The organism is Photobacterium sp. Hal280, assembly GCF_037162255.1.
Classification (GTDB): Bacteria; Pseudomonadota; Gammaproteobacteria; order Enterobacterales; family Vibrionaceae; genus Photobacterium.
This window is the reverse complement of record NZ_JARLUO010000005.1, coordinates 861,273-882,751: the sequence shown is the minus strand read 5'-3', so window position 1 is coordinate 882,751 and position 21,479 is coordinate 861,273. Positions and strand designations below refer to the sequence as shown.

The 21,479-nt window shown below is 51.5% G+C and carries 24 protein-coding genes and 1 pseudogene; 12 read left to right on the top strand and 13 right to left on the bottom strand.

Features of this window, described 5'->3' with window-relative positions:
• The first annotated feature begins 238 nt into the window (after window positions 1-238).
• The 4 genes from cysK to crr all read left to right on the top strand — a co-directional run bounded on the left by cysK (window position 239) and on the right by crr (window position 4,113).
• The gene (gene cysK / locus P4S53_RS13485; protein WP_337113049.1) at window positions 239-1,207 is read left to right on the top strand and encodes a cysteine synthase A; all 969 of its coding nucleotides are present in this window, start codon (window positions 239-241) and stop codon (window positions 1,205-1,207) included.
• A 318-nt stretch (window positions 1,208-1,525) separates the two neighbouring features.
• The gene (locus P4S53_RS13480) at window positions 1,526-1,783 is read left to right on the top strand and encodes an HPr family phosphocarrier protein (RefSeq protein WP_027253897.1); all 258 of its coding nucleotides are present in this window, start codon (window positions 1,526-1,528) and stop codon (window positions 1,781-1,783) included.
• A 52-nt stretch (window positions 1,784-1,835) separates the two neighbouring features.
• A complete protein-coding gene (ptsI, locus tag P4S53_RS13475) occupies window positions 1,836-3,563 on the top strand; it encodes a phosphoenolpyruvate-protein phosphotransferase PtsI (RefSeq protein ID WP_337113048.1) in 1,728 nt (575 codons plus the stop codon).
• 40 nt (window positions 3,564-3,603) lie between these two features.
• Window positions 3,604-4,113: a PTS glucose transporter subunit IIA gene (gene crr / locus P4S53_RS13470; protein WP_027253895.1), complete on the top strand. Its 510-nt coding sequence runs from the start codon at window positions 3,604-3,606 to the stop codon at window positions 4,111-4,113.
• A gap of 77 nt (window positions 4,114-4,190) precedes the next feature.
• Here the strand turns inward: crr and P4S53_RS13465 are convergent, their stop codons facing one another.
• From P4S53_RS13465 to P4S53_RS13455, 3 genes and pseudogenes are all read right to left on the bottom strand, one after another.
• A complete protein-coding gene (locus P4S53_RS13465; protein ID WP_442958663.1) occupies window positions 4,191-5,090 on the bottom strand; it encodes a Dyp-type peroxidase in 900 nt (299 codons plus the stop codon).
• 229 nt (window positions 5,091-5,319) lie between these two features.
• Window positions 5,320-5,715 carry a hypothetical protein gene (locus P4S53_RS13460; protein WP_337113046.1) on the bottom strand — a complete coding sequence of 132 codons (396 nt, stop codon included), beginning with the start codon at window positions 5,713-5,715 and terminating at the stop codon, window positions 5,320-5,322.
• Window positions 5,716-5,735: 20 nt separating this feature from the next.
• Window positions 5,736-6,177 (bottom strand): annotated as a pseudogene (locus P4S53_RS13455) (DUF2919 domain-containing protein).
• A gap of 389 nt (window positions 6,178-6,566) precedes the next feature.
• Between P4S53_RS13455 and P4S53_RS13450 the strand changes: the two are divergent.
• Entirely contained in the window at window positions 6,567-6,908 is a 342-nt protein-coding gene (locus P4S53_RS13450) for a DUF2956 domain-containing protein (protein WP_337113045.1), read from the top strand.
• An 82-nt stretch (window positions 6,909-6,990) separates the two neighbouring features.
• Window positions 6,991-7,188 carry a hypothetical protein gene (locus P4S53_RS13445; protein ID WP_337113044.1) on the top strand — a complete coding sequence of 66 codons (198 nt, stop codon included), beginning with the start codon at window positions 6,991-6,993 and terminating at the stop codon, window positions 7,186-7,188.
• Here the strand turns inward: P4S53_RS13445 and P4S53_RS13440 are convergent.
• The 6 genes from P4S53_RS13440 to napF form a co-directional block, all read right to left on the bottom strand.
• Window positions 7,185-7,322, bottom strand: a complete 138-nt coding sequence (locus P4S53_RS13440; RefSeq protein WP_081669337.1) for a TIGR02808 family protein — start codon at window positions 7,320-7,322, stop codon at window positions 7,185-7,187. The genes P4S53_RS13445 and P4S53_RS13440 overlap by 4 nt on opposite strands.
• A 10-nt stretch (window positions 7,323-7,332) precedes the next feature.
• Entirely contained in the window at window positions 7,333-7,908 is a 576-nt protein-coding gene (locus tag P4S53_RS13435) for a NapC/NirT family cytochrome c (protein ID WP_337113043.1), read from the bottom strand.
• Between the two features lie 14 nt (window positions 7,909-7,922).
• Window positions 7,923-8,315 carry a nitrate reductase cytochrome c-type subunit gene (locus tag P4S53_RS13430; RefSeq protein ID WP_442958662.1) on the bottom strand — a complete coding sequence of 131 codons (393 nt, stop codon included), beginning with the start codon at window positions 8,313-8,315 and terminating at the stop codon, window positions 7,923-7,925.
• A gap of 93 nt (window positions 8,316-8,408) precedes the next feature.
• Entirely contained in the window at window positions 8,409-10,895 is a 2,487-nt protein-coding gene (gene napA / locus P4S53_RS13425; RefSeq protein ID WP_337113041.1) for a periplasmic nitrate reductase subunit alpha, read from the bottom strand.
• A complete protein-coding gene (locus P4S53_RS13420; RefSeq protein ID WP_337113040.1) occupies window positions 10,892-11,161 on the bottom strand; it encodes a chaperone NapD in 270 nt (89 codons plus the stop codon). The genes napA and P4S53_RS13420 overlap by 4 nt, the downstream gene beginning before the upstream one ends.
• A gap of 67 nt (window positions 11,162-11,228) precedes the next feature.
• On the bottom strand, window positions 11,229-11,717 hold the full coding sequence (napF, locus tag P4S53_RS13415; protein WP_337113039.1) for a ferredoxin-type protein NapF: 489 nt from the start codon (window positions 11,715-11,717) through the stop codon (window positions 11,229-11,231).
• Window positions 11,718-11,954: 237 nt separating this feature from the next.
• On the opposite strand from napF, the gene narQ reads away from it, so the two are divergent.
• The 6 genes from narQ (at window position 11,955) to P4S53_RS13385 (ending at window position 16,867) form a co-directional block, all read left to right on the top strand.
• A complete protein-coding gene (gene narQ / locus P4S53_RS13410; protein WP_337113038.1) occupies window positions 11,955-13,706 on the top strand; it encodes a nitrate/nitrite two-component system sensor histidine kinase NarQ in 1,752 nt (583 codons plus the stop codon).
• Window positions 13,699-14,334, top strand: coding sequence for a response regulator (locus tag P4S53_RS13405; protein WP_337113037.1), 636 nt, complete (start codon window positions 13,699-13,701; stop codon window positions 14,332-14,334). Before narQ ends, P4S53_RS13405 begins: the two co-directional genes overlap by 8 nt.
• 108 nt (window positions 14,335-14,442) lie before the next feature.
• Window positions 14,443-14,790 carry an ArsC family reductase gene (locus P4S53_RS13400; protein ID WP_337113036.1) on the top strand — a complete coding sequence of 116 codons (348 nt, stop codon included), beginning with the start codon at window positions 14,443-14,445 and terminating at the stop codon, window positions 14,788-14,790.
• Window positions 14,791-14,839: 49 nt separating this feature from the next.
• Window positions 14,840-15,973 carry a succinyl-diaminopimelate desuccinylase gene (dapE, locus tag P4S53_RS13395; protein ID WP_337113035.1) on the top strand — a complete coding sequence of 378 codons (1,134 nt, stop codon included), beginning with the start codon at window positions 14,840-14,842 and terminating at the stop codon, window positions 15,971-15,973.
• On the top strand, window positions 15,970-16,659 hold the full coding sequence (locus P4S53_RS13390) for a M15 family metallopeptidase (RefSeq protein ID WP_337113034.1): 690 nt from the start codon (window positions 15,970-15,972) through the stop codon (window positions 16,657-16,659). The genes dapE and P4S53_RS13390 overlap by 4 nt, the downstream gene beginning before the upstream one ends.
• A gap of 1 nt (window position 16,660) precedes the next feature.
• Window positions 16,661-16,867, top strand: coding sequence for a DUF2897 family protein (locus P4S53_RS13385; protein ID WP_337113033.1), 207 nt, complete (start codon window positions 16,661-16,663; stop codon window positions 16,865-16,867).
• 48 nt (window positions 16,868-16,915) lie between these two features.
• Here P4S53_RS13385 and P4S53_RS13380 read toward each other — a convergent pair whose 3' ends face one another.
• From P4S53_RS13380 to frsA, 4 genes are all read right to left on the bottom strand, one after another.
• The gene (locus tag P4S53_RS13380) at window positions 16,916-18,172 is read right to left on the bottom strand and encodes a glutamate-5-semialdehyde dehydrogenase (RefSeq protein ID WP_337113032.1); all 1,257 of its coding nucleotides are present in this window, start codon (window positions 18,170-18,172) and stop codon (window positions 16,916-16,918) included.
• A gap of 86 nt (window positions 18,173-18,258) precedes the next feature.
• Window positions 18,259-19,419: a glutamate 5-kinase gene (gene proB, locus P4S53_RS13375; protein WP_337113031.1), complete on the bottom strand. Its 1,161-nt coding sequence runs from the start codon at window positions 19,417-19,419 to the stop codon at window positions 18,259-18,261.
• A 118-nt stretch (window positions 19,420-19,537) separates the two neighbouring features.
• Complete coding sequence (gene crl, locus P4S53_RS13370) at window positions 19,538-19,942, bottom strand: sigma factor-binding protein Crl (RefSeq protein WP_027253876.1); 405 nt, start codon at window positions 19,940-19,942, stop codon at window positions 19,538-19,540.
• A gap of 136 nt (window positions 19,943-20,078) precedes the next feature.
• Entirely contained in the window at window positions 20,079-21,335 is a 1,257-nt protein-coding gene (gene frsA, locus P4S53_RS13365; RefSeq protein WP_337113030.1) for an esterase FrsA, read from the bottom strand.
• Window positions 21,336-21,479: the final 144 nt, after the last annotated feature.

Below are 21,479 nucleotides of genomic sequence, written 5' to 3'. Positions count from 1 at the left end.
TAGCACTCCTCTCGTTTTCTCGGTCTCTGATTGCTCTTTCACACTTTCTCGCTGCCTCAATCTATCCAGAGTGTTACGAGATATTACGAGATGTTACGCATCAGGAATAATAAAGCGGTACACTTCACACCTTTTCTTATAACTCTAAGATATAACAATAAATTACTTTCCAATGTGTAGTCAGCGATTATGCTTTGACTATCATTTGTTGATAACGTGTCACCAAGGAACGACAAGCATGAGTAAGATTTACGAAGATAATTCTCTGACAATTGGTAATACCCCATTGGTACGCCTGAACCGTGTCAGCAAAGGCAATGTTCTGGCAAAAATTGAATCACGCAACCCAAGCTTCAGCGTGAAATGCCGTATCGGTGCCAACATGATTTGGGATGCTGAAAAACGTGGCGTGCTGAAACAAGGTGTGGAGCTGGTTGAACCCACCAGTGGTAACACAGGTATTGCCCTTGCCTTTGTCGCCGCCGCCCGCGGTTACAAACTGACTCTGACGATGCCAGAAAGTATGAGTCTGGAGCGTCGTAAACTGCTCAAAGCACTCGGTGCCAACCTGGTTCTGACTGAAGCACCAAAAGGCATGAAAGGCGCGATTGAAAAAGCTGAAGAAATTGTCGCTTCTGACCCGGAAAAATATCTGCTGCTACAGCAGTTTGATAACCCTGCTAACCCGCAGATTCACGAAAAAACCACTGGTCCGGAAATTTGGGATGCAACCGAAGGCGACATTGATGTGTTCGTTTCTGGTGTAGGTACCGGTGGTACGCTGACGGGCGTTAGCCGCTATATCAAACAGCAGAAAGGTAAAGCCATCACCACTGTTGCCGTTGAGCCAAGCGAGTCTCCTGTGATTACTCAGGCATTGAACGGTGAAGAGATCAAACCGGCCCCGCACAAAATTCAGGGAATCGGTGCAGGCTTCATTCCTGGCAACCTGGATCTGTCTCTGATTGATGAAGTAGAGCGTGTCAGCTCGGAAGATGCGATTGCTATGGCTCAGCGTCTGATGGAAGAAGAAGGCATTCTGGCAGGTATCTCTTCGGGTGCCGCTGTGGTTGCAGCAAACCGCCTTGCTGAGCGCCCGGAATTCGCCGGCAAAAACATTGTTGTAGTGCTACCAAGTTCAGGTGAGCGCTATCTCTCATCGGCATTGTTCGCGGGTATCTTTACCGAAAAAGAAACCCAACAGTGATCACAAAATTGCCATTTTTGATAAGCATTTGTTAAAGTCAAGCCCCTCAATAGGGGCTTTTTTATTGCTTTTTGACCTTAGCTTTAATATAAATCCGACCACGCTTTTATTTTCAGCATCGAAATAAAAGAGTGAAAATTGACCTGGTCGATGTTTGCCCGGTCACAAACCTCTTAGAATGGGTTCCAGACATAAACTAAATCAATGTAAGTGAATGTGAAATTAGAACCTAAATTAGCATGCTTTCGCTATAGGGATTAAGCTTACTTTCAGTTACGTGATTATTACATAATACGATATTAAGAATCGGGGTGAAAAATGTATCAGAAGCAAGTTGAGATCACTGCAGAAAACGGCCTACACACTCGTCCTGCTGCGCAATTCGTTAAAGAAGCCAAAGGTTTTGACGCTGATATCACAGTGACTTCTAATGGTAAAAGCGCAAGTGCTAAAAGCCTGTTCAAACTGCAAACACTAGGCCTGGTGAAAGGCACTGTGGTCACCATTTCAGCTGAAGGTTCACAAGCTCAGGAAGCTGTTGATCACCTGGTTGCCCTGATGGACCAGCTGCACTAATCGGCCGCAGTACATTATTTCCCTAGTTGTTTGTTAAATTTAAGGTAAGGCTATGATTTCAGGTATCCTGGCATCTCCTGGCATCGCTTTCGGTAAAGCGCTGCTACTGCAGGAAGAAGAGATTACTCTCGACAAGTCACCCATTTCTGCCGATCAAATCGAAAAAGAAATTGAGTGCTTCTTCAATGCGCGTCAGAAATCTTCTGAGCAACTCGACGTTATCAAAGAGAAAGCACGTATTACCTTCGGTGAAGAGAAGGAAGCCATCTTTGAAGGCCACATCATGTTGCTTGAAGATGAAGAGCTTGAAGAGGAAATCATAGCCTTCATTAAAGATAACAAAGCGCGGGCCGCCTATGCGATTCACGCGATCATTGAAGAGCAGGCAACCACGCTGGAATCCCTGGACGATGAATACCTGAAAGAGCGTGCCACCGACATCCGTGATATCGGTAATCGAGTGGTGAAAAACGCGCTGGGTATCAACATTGTCAATCTGAGTGCCATCAATGAAGAAGTGATCCTGGTAGCCAACGATCTGACGCCTTCTGAAACGGCGCAAATCAATCTGAAATACGTGCTGGGTTTTGCGACCGACATCGGTGGCCGTACGTCCCACACCTCAATCATGGCTCGTTCACTCGAGTTACCTGCCATCGTGGGTACTAACGACATCACCAAACAAGTGAAGAACGGTGACATGCTGGTGTTAGATGCCATTAATAACCAGATCGTTATTAATCCATCAGCAGACGAAATGTCAAAATTCAAAGCTATTCGCGATGAGTATCAGGCAGAAAAAGATGAACTCGCGAAGCTGAAAGATTTGCCGGCAATTACCCTTGATGGCCAACAGGTCGAGGTGTGCGGCAACATCGGTACAGTGAAAGACTGTGAAGGCGTCAACCGTAACGGCGGCGAAGGTGTCGGTCTGTACCGTACTGAATTCCTGTTCATGGACCGCGATTCACTGCCGACTGAAGACGAACAGTACCAGGCTTATAAAGATGTGGCAGAAGCCATGCTTGGTCAGTCAGTGATCATCCGCACCATGGATATCGGCGGCGATAAAGATCTGCCGTACATGGATCTGCCAAAAGAAATGAATCCATTCCTGGGTTGGCGCGCAGTGCGTATCAGCCTGGATCGTCGTGAAATCCTGCGTGCACAGCTGCGCGCTATCCTGCGTGCCTCTGCACACGGCAAGCTGCGTGTCATGTTCCCGATGATTATCTCTGTTGAAGAGATTCGTGAACTGAAAAACGAAATTGAAACCTACAAAGCAGAACTGCGTGAAGAAGGTATTGCTTTCGACGACAAAATTGAAGTTGGCGTCATGGTTGAAACGCCGGCTGCAGCGGCAATTGCTCACCATTTAGCCAAAGAAGTCGACTTCTTTAGCATTGGTACAAACGACTTAACCCAGTATACTCTGGCTGTTGACCGTGGTAACGAGCTGATTTCTCATCTATATAATCCAATGTCACCCGCAGTGTTAACTGTCATCAAGCAAGTCATCGATGCTTCCCACAAGGAAGGCAAATGGACTGGCATGTGTGGTGAGTTAGCTGGTGATGATCGTGCGACCCTGCTATTGCTTGGTATGGGCCTTGATGAGTTCAGCATGAGTGCGATTTCAATCCCACGCATCAAAAAAGTGATTCGTAACAGTAACTTTGCTGATGTGAAGCTGATGGCCGAGCAAGCACTTGCTCTTCCAACTGCCGCTGAAATCGAAGCACACGTAGAGACATTTATCGCAGAAAAAACCATCTGCTAAGATAGCTGCAGATAGAATAACAACGCTTAGGAGCAACACTATGGGTCTGTTTGACAAATTGAAGAAGCTGGTTTCTGACGACACCAATGAAACTGGTGCTATTGAGATCATCGCCCCGCTTTCAGGTGAAATCGTAAATATCGAAGATGTGCCTGATGTTGTTTTTGCTGAGAAAATTGTTGGTGACGGTATCGCTATCAAACCAGCAGGTAACAAAATGGTTGCCCCGGTAAACGGTACGATCGGTAAAATTTTTGAAACCAACCACGCATTCTCTATTGAGTCTGATGATGGTGTAGAGCTGTTCGTTCACTTCGGTATCGATACTGTTGAACTGAAAGGCGAAGGCTTCACGCGTATTGCAGAAGAAGGTCAAACGGTGAAAGTGGGTGACACTATCATTGAGTTCGATCTGGCTGTACTGGAAGAGAAAGCGAAGTCGACGCTGACTCCAGTCGTGATTTCTAACATGGATGAAATCAAAGAGCTGACTAAACTGTCCGGCACCGTCACCGTGGGTGAAACACCTGTACTGCGCATTAAGAAGTAAAGCTTCTTGATATTCGGTATGCGTTAATAAAACGCCGCCAGAAATGGCGGCGTTTTTGCATCAATGGATGATGAGGATTATCCCTGCAGCTGCATCAGCATTTCTGTCGAGGGTACAAAGAAGTAAGCGCCTGTGACCGCTTTGGTAAAGTCCAGTAACTTATCTGTCTGCCCGTCTTTTTCACCGTACATACTGTCGAGCATTTCGCGGAAGTTCCGCTGCTGTGCACAGTAGGCAATAAACAACAAGCCGTGCTCACCGCTCACGGTGCCGTAGGGCAAACTATGACGCACAATTTTTAGCCCTTTACCCGCTTCTTTCAGATCCACCCTGCCCACGTGCGAATCAGCCGGAACGTCTTCCAACTCAACCGAGTCTGGTTTAGTACGGCCGATTATTTTCTCCTGCTGAGCAACATTCACAGCATGCCAGGCAGGTAAATTATGGACAAAGCGCTGGACCATCACAAAGCTCCCTCCTGCGAATGGTCCTTCAGGAATAATAGCCACCTCGTGTCTGGCAGCCTGTTTCTTCGGATTCTCGGTACCGTCGATAAAGCCGGTCAGATCGCGGGCGTCCAGATACCGGAACCCATTGGTTTCATCGATTAATTCCACTTCCGCTGCAATCGGCTGCAGGAAGCTGCTCAGCAGATGAAAATTCAGATCATGACGGTTAGAGTGAATATGAAGCAGTAAGTCACCGCCGGTGGAGGGTGCGGTAACATCCCCGCTTCCCAGCGGCGAAAATTCTTCAAAATCGTTGGGACAGCCTTTCTCAAATTGCTGCCAGAATGCTTTGCCAAAACCAAAGCTCAGACGAATACAGGCACTGACGTGCTGATGATTTAGCTTTTCCGCGACTTCAAAGAGCCCCTGGCACTGACGAATAACCTTGTCTTTATTTCCTACCAGATTAAACACACAGACCAAAGAATACGGACCCGCTTCAGGTAAAATGGCACTTTGTGGCGTCACATTCATTCTCCCAATGTTGCATTTTTCTATACTTAGCTCTTAAATGCTGCAAACGGTCTGATGCCAGCATCCAGAATGAAAAGTATATTGTAATTGGTTCTGAGTTAAGCATATTGATCATGGACAGCCAAGTCAGAAAAACCCGCCTTGTCGACAAAATGTGGCAGAGAAAAAGCAAAAAGCGCCGAAAAGGCGCTTTTGTCACATAAAACCAGACTACGTGAACACGTTAGGCTGACATCACTGCGACCTGAAGTTTTACCGACTGGTCATCTTCCTGAGATGACTCAAACGATGCTGGCGTATCCAGCCCAGTCGAAATGACTGGTGCCGCCAATACCCGCCAAGCACCATCATCCAGTTGCTCCTGAATTTTAAAGGCAATTTTCACCTCTTCAGCAGACACTTCAAGCAACTCCGCGCTGCCGAGAAACTTGCGACGCGGGTCCCCGTCTGAGCTACCGAAAATCACCGTTTCTTCACCCGGCAACAATTGCAATGAGGTGGCGACTGACTGGTGAACCCCTGCACTTGACAGTTCCAGGTTCACATTCAGTAACCAGTCAGCCATTGCTAGCGGGCTTAACAAGGCGCTAAACAGCACCCCTCTTCCCAAATCATTCATCTGACACTTTCTCCATGGGGCTAATTGGCAAATGTATGTCTGACTCGGGAACTTCGTACCAGATAAGCCATTAGCCAAATGGTTGCCAGCAAAGTAACCGCTGCCGGCCAGCTAAAGGCGCCTCTTAACAATGTCAGTTGGTACACTTGCAATACTAAATCCAGCGCATATCCGGATAACAGAATCAACCTGCCATACCGCCATGCTCCGTTTATCATTTTGTTTTTTATGTCGCAGTCCGCTCAGCCACATCAAGAGCAAGGCTGGCAGACCGATCCCCATCAGAAAGTACAAATTCTCTGTGTGGGGATAAAATAACTGGAGCAGCTCAGCACCTTGCGCCCTGCTGACACCAGCCATCACAAATACGCCCCATCCTCTGGCACTGAACAGCATACTCAACCATAACAGGCCGGAAGGTTTTAACAGACCATTGCTGTCGTAAGCATCGATTGAATACATGCGTCTGGCGCTCAGAAACAGGGAAACCGTATTTATCTTTGCTGACAATAAATGATATGGATCAATTGGCAAAGGTACAGAGATTCGTTCTGCGTTGTAACGCACGGATTAATTACTTAACCTGTAATCATGATCACGCTTTTACGTATATTTAACAAACAATGAAAAGTACTATGATTGCTTCAGAAGCAACACTTTTAATTTCGTGACAATAACTGATGACATTTCATTCACTTACTGCCGTTTTCGTCCTCAAAGCATCGCTCTCGGGTTAATGTAGAACACCCTTAATTGTAGGAATATTCCTACAAAACCTGGCTTTTGCCTACAAGGACATCAGTGGCATAAAATGCTATCAAATCGATAAATTTACCATTAACAGGATTGCAATGAACAAAACAACCCATTCACCTTCACCAGAAACACAGGCAGAAGCGATGCAAATTGCCAGAGCAACACAAAAACCCGGACAGACAAAAGAACAGACCAAGCTGATCGCGCAGGGGATTCAGAAGGGCATCGAACTCTATAAAAAACAGCAAAAGGCCAAAGCGCGCGAAAGGGATAAGTTTCGTAAGAAGCAGTTAAAAGAAAAAACGGCACTCAATACCGATAGTGGAACTGGGTCGGCAGATTTACACGCACAGACAGTCATCCGGCAGAGTCCAACCCCTTGGATACTCCTGTTGTTATCCTGGGCTGGATTCATTGGCTGGCACTTTATTAAGTGATGTATAAATAACCCGCAAACGCACTTGATAACAATTAGCATTTGCATCTATACTTATCCGTAGATTTTCAAAGGATATCTGTATGGAGCGGAATGTGTTTCGTCTTATCTGTTTGCTTGGTTTGGCCTGCGTTGCTGTGCTTCACCTGGGTGAAATTTGGCTGACAGGCCACACACCTTTTGCCGCATTATTGACTGACTGGCTGCCGCTTTATACTGCCTGGCTGGCGGCTTTAATCATCAGCTACAAGCCGCCTGGCCAGGGAAATGGTTGCCCCTAACGGCCTGGTTTGTCTTTTCCGATGGAGAGTATCCATAAAGACACCACAGCCACCATCAGGAAACCCGTTAAGATAATCACGGGCATGGCTGCATAACCAAGCACATGCCAGATAATCGATTCCAGCGTACTCATCGCTCTCTCCTTATTGCCAGCCTTCAACGTCTCTCATATCAGGCAGTCGGTGGGCTATTCCTTTGTGGCAATCCACACAGGTTTTATCTCCTGAGGCGAGCGCCTCTGAGTGCTGTTTCACAGCGCGCAACCCTTGCTCGGAATAATCCATGTAATCAAACTGATGGCAGTTGCGGCATTCCTTGGAGTCGTTGTTTTTCATTCGGCTCCATTCGCGATGAGCAAGATGCCCCCGCCTGGCCTGAAATTTCTCCTCGGTGTTTATCGTCCCCATCGCAAACGCAAACAGCTCCTTGGATGCCTGGACTTTGCGGACAATCTTGTCTGTCCACTCATGAGGAACGTGACAATCTGAACAAATCGCCCGCACACCCGAGCGGTTTGAGTAGTGAATGGTTTCACGTATCTCCTTCACTATGGGTGCATGACAGCCAGAGCAGAAAGCTTCGGTGTTCGTGGCCTCCATCCCGGTGTTAAATGCCCCCCAGAACAGCAAGCCGCCCATAAAGCCCAGAAACAGCACCACACCCGCTGCCGCTTTACTCGGTGATTTCAGACGGCACCAGAAGCGTTTAATGATATTCATAACTGGCTCCGTCGTTATTTTTCATCCAGGGCATCAACCCGCTTGAAAGTGTTTTCTACTAAGGGGGATGCATCGGCCTGCGGCACATGACATTGCAGACAGAAATAGCGGCTCGGTGACACATCTGACAGGACCTGCCCGTGGCGCGGAGAACGGTAATGGGTCACGCTGATTTTGGTCGCGCCCATCTCGTTGGCGTATTTCCAGCTGTGGCACGACAAACACTTATTGGCATTGAGCGAGACTTCATAGTTACGCACAGTGTGCGGGATCAACGGCGGCTGGTAGACATAGTCGCTGTCAATCGGCTGACCGTCTTTCGGGTACTTTTTCCAGCTTTCGCCGGGAAAAGTATCTTTGATTTCAGTCTGGCCGCGTAACGAATGCAGGCCTCCGTTGCCGCCCACCAGCTCCTGGTCAGCGGCATGCGCCCCCAAAGGCGAGCAGTAAGATCATCAATCCGCCGGCAATGTTTTTATTCATTTTCATGGTCGACTCCATTACACCTTGGTGATCTTGATTGGGCATTTTTTATAGTCTGTCTGTTTTGACAGTGGATCTGTGGCATCCAGCACCAGCTTATTGACCAGCACCCTGGCATCAAAGAAAGGCACGAAGACCAGCCCGACCGGCGGTCTGTTACGGCCGCGGGTATCCACCCGGCAGCGCACTTCTCCGCGGCGCGAGGTCAGTAACACTTGATCGCCCCTGCGCAAATTACGCTTTTGTGCATCATCAGGATGGATGTAGCACACCGCATCCGGCACGGCTTTGTACAGTTCGGGTACCCGGCGGGTCATGGTGCCGGTATGCCAGTGTTCCAGCACCCGACCGGTACACAGCCACATGTCATATTCTTCATCCGGCACTTCCGGCGGTTGCTCGTAAGGCGCAAAAATAATATTGGCTTTGCCGTCTGGCTGGCCGTAAAAATAGAATCCTGTGCCGGCCGGCACGTAAGGATCGGATCCTTCGGCATAACGCCAGCGCGTTTCCTTACCCTCGACGACTGGCCAGCGTAATCCACGGGCTTTGTGGTAATCATCGTACGGTGCTAAGTCATGACCATGGCCGCGGCCAAAGCTGGCATATTCTTCAAACAGCCCTTTCTGAACATAATACCCCTGCGCTTTGGCATCATCATTGAGCGCCTGCGCTTGCTCCAGCGGGAACTGATCGACCTGGCCATTGCGGAACAGCACATCGTACATCGTCTTGCCTTTGTACTCCGGCATGCTATTGAGCAAAGCCTCGTCCCACACCTCTTCCATTGTGAAGCGTTTGCTGAATTCCATGATCTGCCACAGATCCGATTTCGATTCACCCGGCGCAGCAACCTGCTGATACCACGCCTGAGTGCGTCGTTCCGCGTTACCGTAAGCGCCCTCTTTTTCGACCCACATGGCGGTTGGCAGTACCAGATCCGCAGACTGAGCAGTGGCTGTCGGATAAGGGTCTGAACACACAATAAAGTTGTCCGGGCTGCGGTAGCCCGGCAGGCGCTCTTGGTTGATATTTGGCCCTGCCTGCATATTGTTGTTACACATCACCCAGTAGGCATTCAGCACTCCGTCACGCAGCATGCGATCCTGTTGCACGGCATGGAAACCCGGCTTGGGCGGAATCGTACCTTCCGGCAATTTCCAGATTTTCTCTGCCGTTGCCCTGTGCTTGGGATTGGTCACCACCAGATCGGCCGGCAGGCGGTGTGCAAACGTCCCCACTTCACGCGCGGTGCCGCAAGCCGACGGCTGCCCGGTCAGGGAAAACGGACTGTTGCCGGGCTGGGAAATTTTGCCGGTCAGCAGGTGAATGTTGTACACCAGATTATTCATCCAGACACCGCGGGTGTGCTGGTTCATCCCCATGGTCCAGAGTGACATCACTTTGGTGTTTGGATCGGCATAATACTTGGCAAGCTCGATCAGCTTATCTTTCTCCACACCGGACATTTCAGCGGTTTTTTCCAGCGTGTATTCAGACACGGATTTTTTGTATTCCTCAAACGTCATGTTATGCATGACGCCTGAGTTAGGATGCGCCGCCGCTTTCTGCAATGGGTCATCATCACGCAGACCATAGCCGATATCGGTATCCGCACGCTTGAAATGGGTATGTTTATTGACGAAATCCCAGTTCACCGCATCATTTTCAATGATGTAATTGGCAATGAAGTTGGCGATCGCCAGGTCAGTCTGCGGATGGAAGATCATCCCGTTATCTGCCAGCTCAAATGAGCGGTGGTAATAGGTCGATAACACGTTGACCTTGACATGGGGGTGGCTGAGCCGACGATCCGTAATGCGCGTCCACAAGATAGGGTGCATCTCGGCCATATTCGAGCCCCAGAGCACAAACGCATCGGCATGTTCAAAATCGTCATAACAGCCCATGGGTTCATCCATATTGAACGCCCGCATAAAGCCCACCACGGCCGAGGCCATACAATGGCGGGCATTGGGGTCAATATTGTTGGAGCGGAACCCGGCCTTCATCATTTTGGAGGCCGCATAGCCTTCCATCACCGTCCATTGACCAGAGCCGAACATACCGACACTGGTGGGCCCTTTGGCTTTCAGCGCCGCTTTCCATTTTTCGGCCATGATGTCGAACGCCTGATCCCAGCTCACCGGCTGAAAGTCGCCTTCCTTGTGATACTTGCCGTCCTTCATCCGCAGTAAAGGGGTCGTCAGGCGGTCAGCGCCGTACATGATTTTCGACAGGAAATAGCCCTTGATACAGTTCAGCCCCCGGTTCACTTCCGCTTCAGGATCGGCCTGCGTCGCTATCACCCTGCCCGCTTGCGTGCCCACCAGCACGGAGCAGCCGGTACCGCAAAAGCGGCAAGGCGCTTTATCCCAGTGAATTTTGGTTTCATCTGAACTTACAATCAGATTGGTCGCCGATGCAGGCAGAGTGATCCCCGCCACGGCTGCAGCCGAGGCTGCCGCGTTTGCTTTGACAAACGCCCGTCTGGTCATTTTCATGGTGTGTCCTCAAAGTCAGATCCCTGCTGCTCAACCTGGTGAAATACCAGAAAGGTCGTCAGCACATGTTCAAATGCATTAATCGTGTCAATCAGGTCGGTCACTTTTCTGTGGTTTGGCGTCTCCAGAACCACAACCAGTTTGCCGACCGGGCTCTCTCCGTACACTTCGGCCTGTGGCAGCGCATTAATCTGTGCCTTTACCTGCATGAGCCCTTCTGGTTTGACATGCACCACCAGACTGGAAATATGCACTTCTTCAGACATAAATGAGGGTCCGGCAGATACCGCTGAACCTGAATGACATGGTGCACTTCGTTGCTTCATAAGCGTGTTATTCCACTTGAGTAACAGACTGAATCTGAATGGCCTGTGTTGGGCAGACGGACAGGCAGGCACCGCAGCCGGTGCAATCTGCGTCACTGATGACCGGCTGAGCAACTTTTCCCGGCTGCAAGGCAAAACGTATGGCCGAGGGTTCGCACTCGTCGCCGCACGTACGGCAGTCCACCCCTTGTTTGGCCAGACAGGCGGGTGAAATGGTGATACTGACCTGCCAGGGCAATTCTTGGCGGGGACGGAATAACGGCTCCGGACACGCCTGCGCGCACTGATAACAGAAGGTGCATTCGCCGCGCTGAAAATCGACCTGAGGGAAGCCGCCATCGCCCTGCACGATAATGTCGGTTTCACAGGCACTCAGGCAGGCCTGACACCGGGTGCACTGATCCGTGAAGGCCTGATCGTCAATCATCCAGGGTAAACGTGGTGCCTGCAGCGCACTGTCTCGCCGCAGCCAGAATCGCCGTGCTAAATCAGCCATAGGGTATTCACATGGTTCCATTGCCTGTAAAAGGCAGTACATTCAGAGATAAACAGTCAAAGTATAGACATAGTTTAGGTGGGGGTATTCAGGGCTTAACATACCCCGAAGGGGGTAATTCGGGCCTAAGCTTGTTTGAGATCAAGAAAGTACAACGCTTCACTTCACAAAATGCACAGCATCGGCGAAAACAGTCCTATTGAAAGAGAAAGCTTCCCACGCTTAGCAGGAGAACGTGTGCCCAAACGTCCGGATTTATCCCCCTCAACCTCCCTGCCAAAGTCTGACCTGCTCGCTGGCAGTGTCACGGGAACGGTGGCCAGAGTTATGCTGGCCATTGTGCTGCTTTCCCTGCTGACAACCGGCGCCACTCTGTTTGCCGTCAATGCCAGCCGCTATGACGCTGAGGTCGTCAATCTGGCGGGTTCGCTGCGCATGCAAAGCTACCGGCTGGCATTCCAGCTGGCAGAAAAAGGTCAGGCGGATACACAGGATGTAGCCCAGTTCGGCCAGACGCTGGCGACCCCCGCGATGACCTCTCTGCTCGGGCTGACCACCCCGGACAATCTGACCCAAAGCTACCAGGCCATACTGGACGACTGGCGGCGCATCAGCCCGGAGCTGACCGGCCTGCATCCCGGTTTCTTCATCCGCCAGGTGCCCGAATTTGTCGACCGGATCGATCACTTCGTCTATGAATTACAAGCCTTTTCAAAGCAAAAACTGCAATTGATGGCCATGATTGCCGGGCTGGGGCTGGGACTGATACTGCTGCTGGCGTTATTTGCGATTCAGTACAGCCGGCGATTTATTGTGCCACCGCTGTATAACCTGCTCATCGCCAGCCAGCAGGTACAGTCTCGCAATTTTGCCGTTCGGGTACAGGAAGACTGCCAGAATGAACTCGGCACTCTGGCAAAAGCGTTCAATCAGATGGCTGAAGAGCTGGGGCAAAGTTATCAGGCGCTTGAGCGTACCGTTGCAGAGAAAACGCACCGGCTGCAGGAAGCCAACAACGCACTGAAAACCCTGTATGACTGCGCACAGTTATTATCCATGAACCGCATTCAGGCCAGACACTTCAATCAGGTACTCGATCGGTTGATTCAGCTGGAAGGCTTCGCCGCTATCAGGCTGGTCGTTGAAGAAGGGCAAGGGATACGGACGGAATTTCAGGCCGGGGACCCGGCAGAAAATCAGTCCTGGCATCATCATGCGCTGAAGCAGGAGAACCAGCACCTGGGCACGCTTTGGTGGCAGCATACCTTGCCGTGTCCGGACCCGGCACTGATCATCAGTGTCGGTCACCTGCTGAGCCGCGCACTCTACGCCCAGCAGACCCAGGTCCAGAACGAGCAGTTGCTGCTGATGGAAGAAAGAGCCACCATCGCCAGAGAGCTGCATGACTCGCTGGCTCAGGCGCTGTCTTATCTAAAAATTCAGCTCACTTTGCTCAAGCGTCAGCTGGCCACATCACCTGCATCTGCCAACGGCGTGATTGATGATATTGACCATGGCCTGTCTCAGGCCTATCGCCAGCTGCGCGAATTGCTCAATACCTTTCGTCTGTCGGTCAAACCCGGCAAGCTGGGCGATGCCCTGAACGACATGCTGAGTGTGCTGCGTAATCAAACCAATGCCAGTATCTTGCTTCATAATCAGCTGCCCTCAATCCAATTGACCGCATCGCAGCATATTCACCTGATCCACCTGACCAGAGAAGCGGTCATCAATGCCATAAAGCACGCCAGAGCAAATACGATCACCGTTGATTGTCTTCAGCAGGGAAATCATGTGCGGGTTGAAATTGCCGATGATGGTCAGGGGTTCAATCCGGATCACACTCAGGCTGCCCATTACGGTCTGTCGATCATGCATGAACGCGCCGAGAGCCTCGGCGGCCAGCTGACCATTACCAGCGCGCCGGGCAAAGGCTGCCTGGTTCAACTGAAATTTGCGTTACAGACACAGGAAAATAACCATGAGTAACACGCCGGCCTACCGGGTTTTAATTGTTGATGACCACCCTTTGATGCGTCGCGGTCTCGGCCAGTTACTGGAACTGGAAACCGGTTTTGAGCTGGTCGGTGAAGCCAGTAACGGCTATCAGGCACTGGATATAGCCAGCGAACATGAACCCGATCTGATTTTACTGGATCTCAATATGAAAGGGCTCTCCGGGTTAGATACCCTGTGTGCGCTGCGTGAACAGGACAGCCAGGCCATCGTCGTGATCCTGACCGTGTCCGATAACCCCAGTGACATTCGCGCACTGATCAAAGCCGGTGCCGACGGCTATCTTCTGAAAGACACCGAACCCGAGCAACTGCTGGTATTACTGCATCAGGCCGTTGCCGGCCAGCAGGTGTTCAGTCATCAAATCAGTCAGTATCTGGCAGACAGTGCCAACACCGGCGATCCGCTCAATGATTTGACCGGCAGAGAGAAAGAGATCCTTCACCTGGTCGCTCAGGGGAAGCGCAACAAAGATATTGCGGTTCAGTTGTTCATTTCAGAAGCGACCGTGAAAGTGCATATCAAAAGCCTGCTGAAAAAGCTGGACGTCGGCTCCCGCACCGCGGCCACCGTCATCTACCTGCAAACGCAGAACAGATAGCCCTCACCCCGGATTTCAATCAGGGTTTGCCATTGCGAACCCTGCACATTCCCGTTATAAATGGGGCTTGTTTTATTATTCCTGCCAGACAGAAAAACAGGTTAGATTATGAGCACCATCGCCTACGGGATCAAAAACTGCGATACCATCAAGAAAATGAAAAAGTGGCTGGATGAGCAAGGCATCGAGTACCGTTTTCATGATTACCGTGCTGACGGTCTGGATCGCAGCCTCCTTGAAGCCTTTGAAGCCGAACTGGGCTGGGAAGCGCTGCTCAACAAACGGGGTACTACGTTCCGCCAGTTGAGTGACGAGCAGAAAAATACCCTCAACCGCGACAGCGCACTCACCTTAATGCTGGAACAGCCGGCCATGATCAAACGCCCCTTACTGGTTCACAACCAAACATACCATCTGGGTTTCAAACCGGATCAGTATCAGGCCATTTTCGCTTAACGTTCGAAATCACATTCATTAACTACGCAATATTAAGAAGGAAACACGGATGTCAGACAGCCCAGTCATCGCCCTGGCCAAAGACCTTATCAGCCGACAATCAGTCACCCCGGCAGATGCCGGGTGTCAGGATGTCATGATTGCCCGACTGGAAAAACTGGGCTTCAAGATTGAGACCATGGTATTTGAAGATACCACCAACTTTTGGGCGCGCCGTGGCACAGAAGCACCTTTGTTTGTGTTTGCCGGCCATACTGACGTCGTGCCCGCCGGACCAGCAGCGCAATGGCACACACCGCCGTTTGAGCCCACAGTCATAGACGGTTACCTGCACGGCCGCGGCGCCGCCGATATGAAAGGGTCGCTTGCCTGCATGATCGTTGCCATTGAACGTTTTGTGGCTGAGAATCCGGATCACAAAGGCTCTATCGCCCTGCTGATCACATCGGATGAGGAAGGCCCTTTCATCAATGGGACGACACGGGTGGTCGATACGCTGGAGGCGCGGCAGGAAAAAATCGACATGTGTATTGTCGGTGAGCCGTCCAGCACCCATGAAGTCGGCGATGTGGTGAAAAACGGTCGCCGTGGCTCCATCACAGGCGATCTGATCGTGAAAGGTGTCCAGGGCCACGTGGCCTACCCTCATCTGGCCGATAATCCGGTTCACAAAGCGATGCCGGCCCTGGCCGAACTCTCTGCCGCTGTCTGGGATAATGGCAACGACTACTTCCCGCCGACCAGTTTCCAGATTGCCAATGTCGCAGCGGGCACGGGTGCATCCAATGTGATCCCCGGTGAATTCCACGTCCAGTTCAATTTCCGTTTCAGCACTGAACTGACGGTGGAAGACATCAAGCGCAAAGTCCACTCGGTACTGGATGCTCACGGCCTTGACTATGATCTGATCTGGACCTTCAGCGGCCACCCTTTCCTGACCGACGAAGGTACCTTACTGGAAGCTGTGGTCAGCGCCATTGAAGAAGTGAACCATAAGCGTCCTGAGCTGCTGACCACAGGCGGAACCTCGGATGGCCGTTTCATTGCCCGCACCGGGGCACAGGTGGTGGAACTGGGGCCGGTCAATGCCACCATTCACAAAGTCAACGAATGTGTGAAAATGGCCGATCTGGAAAAACTCACTGATATGTATCAGAAAGTGATGGAAAAAGCCCTGGCATGACACTCAGTCAAAGCACACTGACGCTGGAGCAACTCACAGGGCTGGATGAAAGCCATCTCTGTGAGTATCAGCACCGCCTGATTCATCAGGACGTTCACGATGCGCTGGCCGCCTTGCAACAGGCGGCCGCTGACGCCGGGTTCGAGCTGACGATTGCCAGTGCCTTTCGCTCCTTTGAGCGCCAAATGCTGATCTGGAATAACAAGTTCAACGGCGTGCGTCCGATACTGGACAGCTGCAGTCAGCCGCTGGATACGAGCTGTCTGAGCGAGCTGGATAAGATCCGGGCGATTTTACGCTGGTCGGCCCTGCCCGGTGGCAGCCGCCATCATTGGGGAACCGATTTGGATGTCTATGCCCGCAACTGCCTGCCGCAAGGCATCCAGTTACAGTTAGAACCCTGGGAATACGAAGAAGGCGGACATCAGGCTGCTTTCAACACCTGGCTGACGGACAACATGGGCCGTTTTGGTTTCTACCGGCCTTATGCCGTTGATTTAGGTGGTGTCGCTGTCGAGCCCTGGCATATCAGCTATTTTCCTGTCAGTCAGTCGCTTCGGAAGCAGCTAACGCCAAGCCAGCTTGCCACTGTGATAGGCAATCAACCTGTTGCAGGAAAATCGCATATTCTGGCAAACCTTGATACGCTTTATAGTAAGTACATCAACAACATCTGTGAGGTCTGAGATGGAATGGCTGCTCAATCCCTGGGTTATCACGATCATCATTGTCAGTGTGGTGGTCAGCAATATTGCCGCCATAAAATACACGGCCAATATGAAATTCGGCCGCCACGACAAAACCCAGGAGCTGTTGCGAAAACAGCAGGAAGTCGAAAACCTGAAGCATCAACATCCTCAGGATGATGCGACAGATGCGGCAGACAAAAAATAACCGGTTGCTCGGAACCGGTTATTTTTCTCATTCAGTGTGACCCTGGCCTTAACTGCGGCACAGGTAATCCGCTTGTCCGACCCACTTATAGCTTGTCAGCTCTTCCAGCCCCATCGGGCCGCGGGCATGCAGTTTCTGAGTAGACACCGCAACTTCAGCGCCCAGTCCGAACTGTGCGCCATCAGTAAAGCGGGTTGAAGCGTTCACATACACAGCGGCAGATCCTGCGGCATTGATGAAACGCTCGGCCGACATCAGATCATTGGTCAGAATGGCATCGGAATGGCTGGCATTGTGATCCTGCATATGACGGATAGCCGCTTCCACATCAGGCACCAGTTTCACCCCCAGGGTATAACTCAGCCACTCGGTATCAAAGTCCCCCGCTTGCGCCTCGCGCAGCTGATCGGCCTGGCCTTGCAGTATCTCCAGCGCCTTACCTTCAGCGACCAGCGTCACTTTGTTCTGGTTCATGCGCTCGGCCAGTGAAGGCAGAAAATCGGCCGCCACCGCGTCATGGACCAGCAGTGTATCCAACGCATTACAGGCGGATGGACGCTGCACTTTGGCATTTTCCACCACATCCAGCGCGCGCACCAAATCGGCAGACTGATCGACAAAGGCATGGCTGATACCAAAGCCGCCGATAATCACAGGAATCGTGCTCTTTTCTTTACACATTTTGTGCAAACCGGCACCGCCACGGGGAATGATCATATCGACATACTGATCCATGGTCAGCAGCTCAGAGACCAGCTCGCGATCCGGCTTGGCAATATACTGCACCGATGCGCCAGGCAGGCCTGCTTTCTCCATCGCCTGCTGAATCACACTGACCAGCGCCATATTGGAGTGGAAGGTTTCCCGTCCTCCGCGCAAAATGCTGGCGTTACCGGTTTTCAGGCACAGCGCTGCAATATCAATCGTCACGTTCGGGCGGGCTTCATAAATCACCCCCACCACACCTAACGGAACACGGCGGCGGCTCAGGCGCATCCCATTTTCCAGCACACGCGAATCCAGCTCGGCACCAACGGGATCCGGCAAACCAATCACATTGCGCACATCACCGGCGATGGCCGCGAGACGCGATGCATTCAGCATCAGCCGATCCAGCAACGCCTCAGACATGCCGCTTTCTCGCGCCGCAGCCAGATCTTTGTCATTGGCTGCCAGAATCTCTGCCTGACGGGCTTCCAGTTCATCGGCGATAAACGCCAGCGCCTGATTTTTCTGCGCGGTCGCTGTCGTTGCCAGTGTAAAAGCAGCCTGTCTGGCTGCCTGTCCCATTGCTTGCAATTCCACCCTGTTCCCCTTTGTCGGTCTGTCTCTGCCAAGTTAATTCAACCCAAGCTCTCTGAACAGGCTTGGGTATGATTCTCTGCTTCTGGTTATATCAGTACCAGATCATCCCTGTGCACGGCAACCGGCCCGTATTCATAACCCAGTACCTTGTGGATATCCTGGCTGTGTTTACCGGCGATTTTCGCGATATCCAGGCTTGAATAGCGGCTAATGCCGCGGGCCAGCAAAATGCCATCGGCGCTGTAAATGCGGGCCACTTCGCCCCGCTCAAACTCGCCTTTCACCGCAGTAATGCCCTTCGCCAGCAAGCTGCTGCCGCGCTGAGTCACGGCCATGGCCGCCCCGGCGTCGACAATGATATCCCCGGCAGGAGGAGGACCGGCCAGAATCCAGCGCTTACGGCTTTCCAGCGGCGATTCCAGCGGCAGGAAATGCGTGCCCAGTTGCTCGCCCTGCACGATACCGGCAATCACTTCCGGTCTGCTGCCCGCGGCAATAATCACTTCAATCCCTGCCCGGCGGGCCACATCCGCCGCCTGTAGTTTTGTCGCCATACCGCCAGTGCCTAATCCACCGACACTGCCACCGGCCAGCTTGCGCAGGGTTTCATCAATGGTATGGACTTCGCGTATCAGTTCCGCATCCGGGTTGCTGCGCGGATCGGCAGTAAACAGCCCTGGCTGATCGGTCAGCAGCAACAGCTTGTCTGCACCGGCCAGAATGCCAACCAACGCAGAGAGGTTGTCGTTATCACCGACTTTAATTTCAGTCGTTGCGACGGCATCATTTTCATTCACGACAGGAATAATCCCGTGCTCCAGCAAGGCCAGCAGCATATCCCGGGCATTGAGGTAACGCTCTCTATCATTCAGATCTGCGCGGGTTAACAGCATCTGACCCACATGCAGGCCATAAATACTGAAGAGCTGCTCCCATTCCTGAATCAAACGGCTCTGGCCCACAGCTGCCAGCAACTGCTTACTGGCCATGGTTTTCGGCAACTCAGGGTAGCCCAGGTGCTCGCGACCTGCGGCAATGGCGCCGGAAGTCACAATAATGACCTGATGCCCCTGCTGTCGCAAATGCGCACATTGACGAACCAGTTCAACCATATGGGCCCGGTCCAGCTTGAGGGTGCCGCCAGTCAGCACACTGGTCCCCAGTTTCACCACTATGGTCTGTATTGCAGTTTGCTCTGTATGGTGAGCAGTTTGCTCACTGCGATGTTTTTCGTGATTGTCTGCCATGAAGATTCAAAAAGGATGCGGATGAATGGCATTTGTTTTATCAACCCCGACCGTAAAGCACAAGAAAAATGCGCCGGTAACGGCGCATTTTCTGTTTTTTCAGGGTTTAGTACTGAAATCAGGCCGAAACGGATAAAGTCGGTGCTGACAGATCCGATGCCGGGCTTAGCGTGAGCGAGTATTCCTGTTCAAGCAGGGTAATCAGTTTCTGGTAAAAATCATCCAGAGTCTGCTGAACCGGCTCCAGGTGCTTGGCCGGCACTTTATCTTCCAGCCAGTCGCCATTGATGTCATAACGCCCGAAGTAATAGCGGTACTGATAGCCGGCTTCTGTTTCAACCATTTCCAGCCACCAGCCCCAGAACTCACGTTCTTCCGGTGCTTTCTTGGCATTAATACAACTGGCAAGACAATCGAAGAAAAAATGCCCTTCGGATGAGTGCTGCTGGCGAAGATACGGGCCAAGCGCAGTCAGCTTGGTCATCAGGCGGCCATGAGGAGGAAAAATGACTTGTGTTGGCATAGCATGTCCATCCTTAGTCGGAGTTCAAAAAAAGCGCAACTTTCTGAAAATATCCCTTGTTGGAATGACCATTTAACGCACAAGGCCAATAAAATGGCAACATATTATTTACATCCTCGGACCAGACAAAACAACCTTACAGTGTGTCCTTCAACCAGTCGACTACCGTGCTCATCACTCTGTGGTAACCATCGTGCAAAGGTGCGGCAGGCATTGTCACCGCTTTCCCGCCCCGGCTTGATAAGGCAATCAGCTGGTTATCCGTCTCAGGGCAAACAGGATCATCTTTTAAACTGACCCCCAGCATAGGGATCTCCACTTTACGGCGCGCAAGCAACCCCTGCTGCTTGAGCGACCAGGCGCTCATATGCGAAACCAGGCTTGCTTTGGACACCCAGTTTTTCCCCATCCGGGAAGCAAACATGTCCAGATACATTCTGGGCATGCCGTTCAGCAACTTAGGCTGGCTCAGGAATCCATGAATGATGCCACCAATGCTGATGCTGGTTTTCAGCCGGCCAGGTTCCAGGAACCCCAGCCGGATCGCAGCATTACCGCCAAAGCGTATCCCCAGCATCGCGACCCTGTTATGGTCCACCCAGGGCACATCACGCACCTGTTGCAGCAATGCCTGGTGAAGGCGACTGGTGTCTTCGGTTAATGGCCAAGCCGCACTGTGGCCGACCGATGGCATGTCCAGTGTGATCATCGCAAAACCGGCAGGGCCGAGATAATCCTGATACAAAGGCCACAGCTCAGTCTGTAAGGTATCCAGCCCCCCACTGACAATCACGGTCGGCAACAACTTATCGGTACAAGGCAAGTGAATAAAAGCCTGAAACTTTTTGCCCTGATAGGCCACATCAATGGTTTTCACCTGATGCGGCATCAGTTCAGTGGCATCTTTATAGGTCAGAGTCGCCTGTAGTTCTGCCTGCGCGGCCAGCTCATCCCCCTTCAGGTGCGGATAGGCTGCGATTCCGTAATGGGTACTCGCTTTAAGCAACAGCTTAGCGGCCTGTTCTTTGTTGCCTTTATCCAGGCACTCGCGGCTTAAACGCTGGTATTTACTGCCGAGCTGCGACCATTCATAGACCCAGTTGCCAGGTTTGTAGCCGATCACTGTATCCAGCAGATCATCATTGGTACGTTGTGCTTCGGCACTGGCAATTTTGGCAAAAACACTTTCCATTTCAATCGGATCAACGCCTTGCCAAATCCATAGCGGGCGTCGCAGAACCCGGTACCAGCCATTTTCACTGTCCCCATCGAGTGCGTTATGAACTTCTTGGGATGAAGTATGGGCCAGCTTAACCAGACTCGAGGTTTCTTTGGTCGTTTGACGAGGAGCAAACAATTTTTCAGACAAGTTTACCTTAGAAGGCTCAGACACAATTGACTCCTGCATTTGTCGGTTCAGAACCTGCTACCGCCACCCCAGCGATAACATTGAATCTGGCTATATTGTATATGTTTTCTCAGCCATTACCCCAAACGGCAGGCACAAAAAAGGAGCCTGTTCGCTCCTTTTTGAAAA

Excerpts from the sequence above, each read along its gene's own strand:
- cysK (WP_337113049.1), top strand. The coding sequence starts at position 239 with ATGAGTAAGATTTACGAAGATAATTCTCTGACAATTGGTAATACCCCA.
- proB (WP_337113031.1), bottom strand. The coding sequence starts at position 19,419 with ATGGCAGACAATCACGAAAAACATCGCAGTGAGCAAACTGCTCACCAT.
- P4S53_RS13460 (WP_337113046.1), bottom strand. The coding sequence starts at position 5,715 with ATGAATGATTTGGGAAGAGGGGTGCTGTTTAGCGCCTTGTTAAGCCCG.
- napA (WP_337113041.1), bottom strand. The coding sequence starts at position 10,895 with ATGAAAATGACCAGACGGGCGTTTGTCAAAGCAAACGCGGCAGCCTCG.
- P4S53_RS13385 (WP_337113033.1), top strand. The coding sequence starts at position 16,661 with ATGGAATGGCTGCTCAATCCCTGGGTTATCACGATCATCATTGTCAGT.
- P4S53_RS13390 (WP_337113034.1), top strand. The coding sequence starts at position 15,970 with ATGACACTCAGTCAAAGCACACTGACGCTGGAGCAACTCACAGGGCTG.
- crl (WP_027253876.1), bottom strand. The coding sequence starts at position 19,942 with ATGCCAACACAAGTCATTTTTCCTCCTCATGGCCGCCTGATGACCAAG.
- napF (WP_337113039.1), bottom strand. The coding sequence starts at position 11,717 with ATGGCTGATTTAGCACGGCGATTCTGGCTGCGGCGAGACAGTGCGCTG.
- P4S53_RS13420 (WP_337113040.1), bottom strand. The coding sequence starts at position 11,161 with ATGTCTGAAGAAGTGCATATTTCCAGTCTGGTGGTGCATGTCAAACCA.
- dapE (WP_337113035.1), top strand. The coding sequence starts at position 14,840 with ATGTCAGACAGCCCAGTCATCGCCCTGGCCAAAGACCTTATCAGCCGA.
- P4S53_RS13480 (WP_027253897.1), top strand. The coding sequence starts at position 1,526 with ATGTATCAGAAGCAAGTTGAGATCACTGCAGAAAACGGCCTACACACT.
- P4S53_RS13435 (WP_337113043.1), bottom strand. The coding sequence starts at position 7,908 with ATGAATATCATTAAACGCTTCTGGTGCCGTCTGAAATCACCGAGTAAA.
- crr (WP_027253895.1), top strand. The coding sequence starts at position 3,604 with ATGGGTCTGTTTGACAAATTGAAGAAGCTGGTTTCTGACGACACCAAT.
- P4S53_RS13405 (WP_337113037.1), top strand. The coding sequence starts at position 13,699 with ATGAGTAACACGCCGGCCTACCGGGTTTTAATTGTTGATGACCACCCT.
- P4S53_RS13445 (WP_337113044.1), top strand. The coding sequence starts at position 6,991 with ATGGAGCGGAATGTGTTTCGTCTTATCTGTTTGCTTGGTTTGGCCTGC.
- ptsI (WP_337113048.1), top strand. The coding sequence starts at position 1,836 with ATGATTTCAGGTATCCTGGCATCTCCTGGCATCGCTTTCGGTAAAGCG.
- P4S53_RS13450 (WP_337113045.1), top strand. The coding sequence starts at position 6,567 with ATGAACAAAACAACCCATTCACCTTCACCAGAAACACAGGCAGAAGCG.
- P4S53_RS13400 (WP_337113036.1), top strand. The coding sequence starts at position 14,443 with ATGAGCACCATCGCCTACGGGATCAAAAACTGCGATACCATCAAGAAA.
- P4S53_RS13440 (WP_081669337.1), bottom strand. The coding sequence starts at position 7,322 with ATGAGTACGCTGGAATCGATTATCTGGCATGTGCTTGGTTATGCAGCC.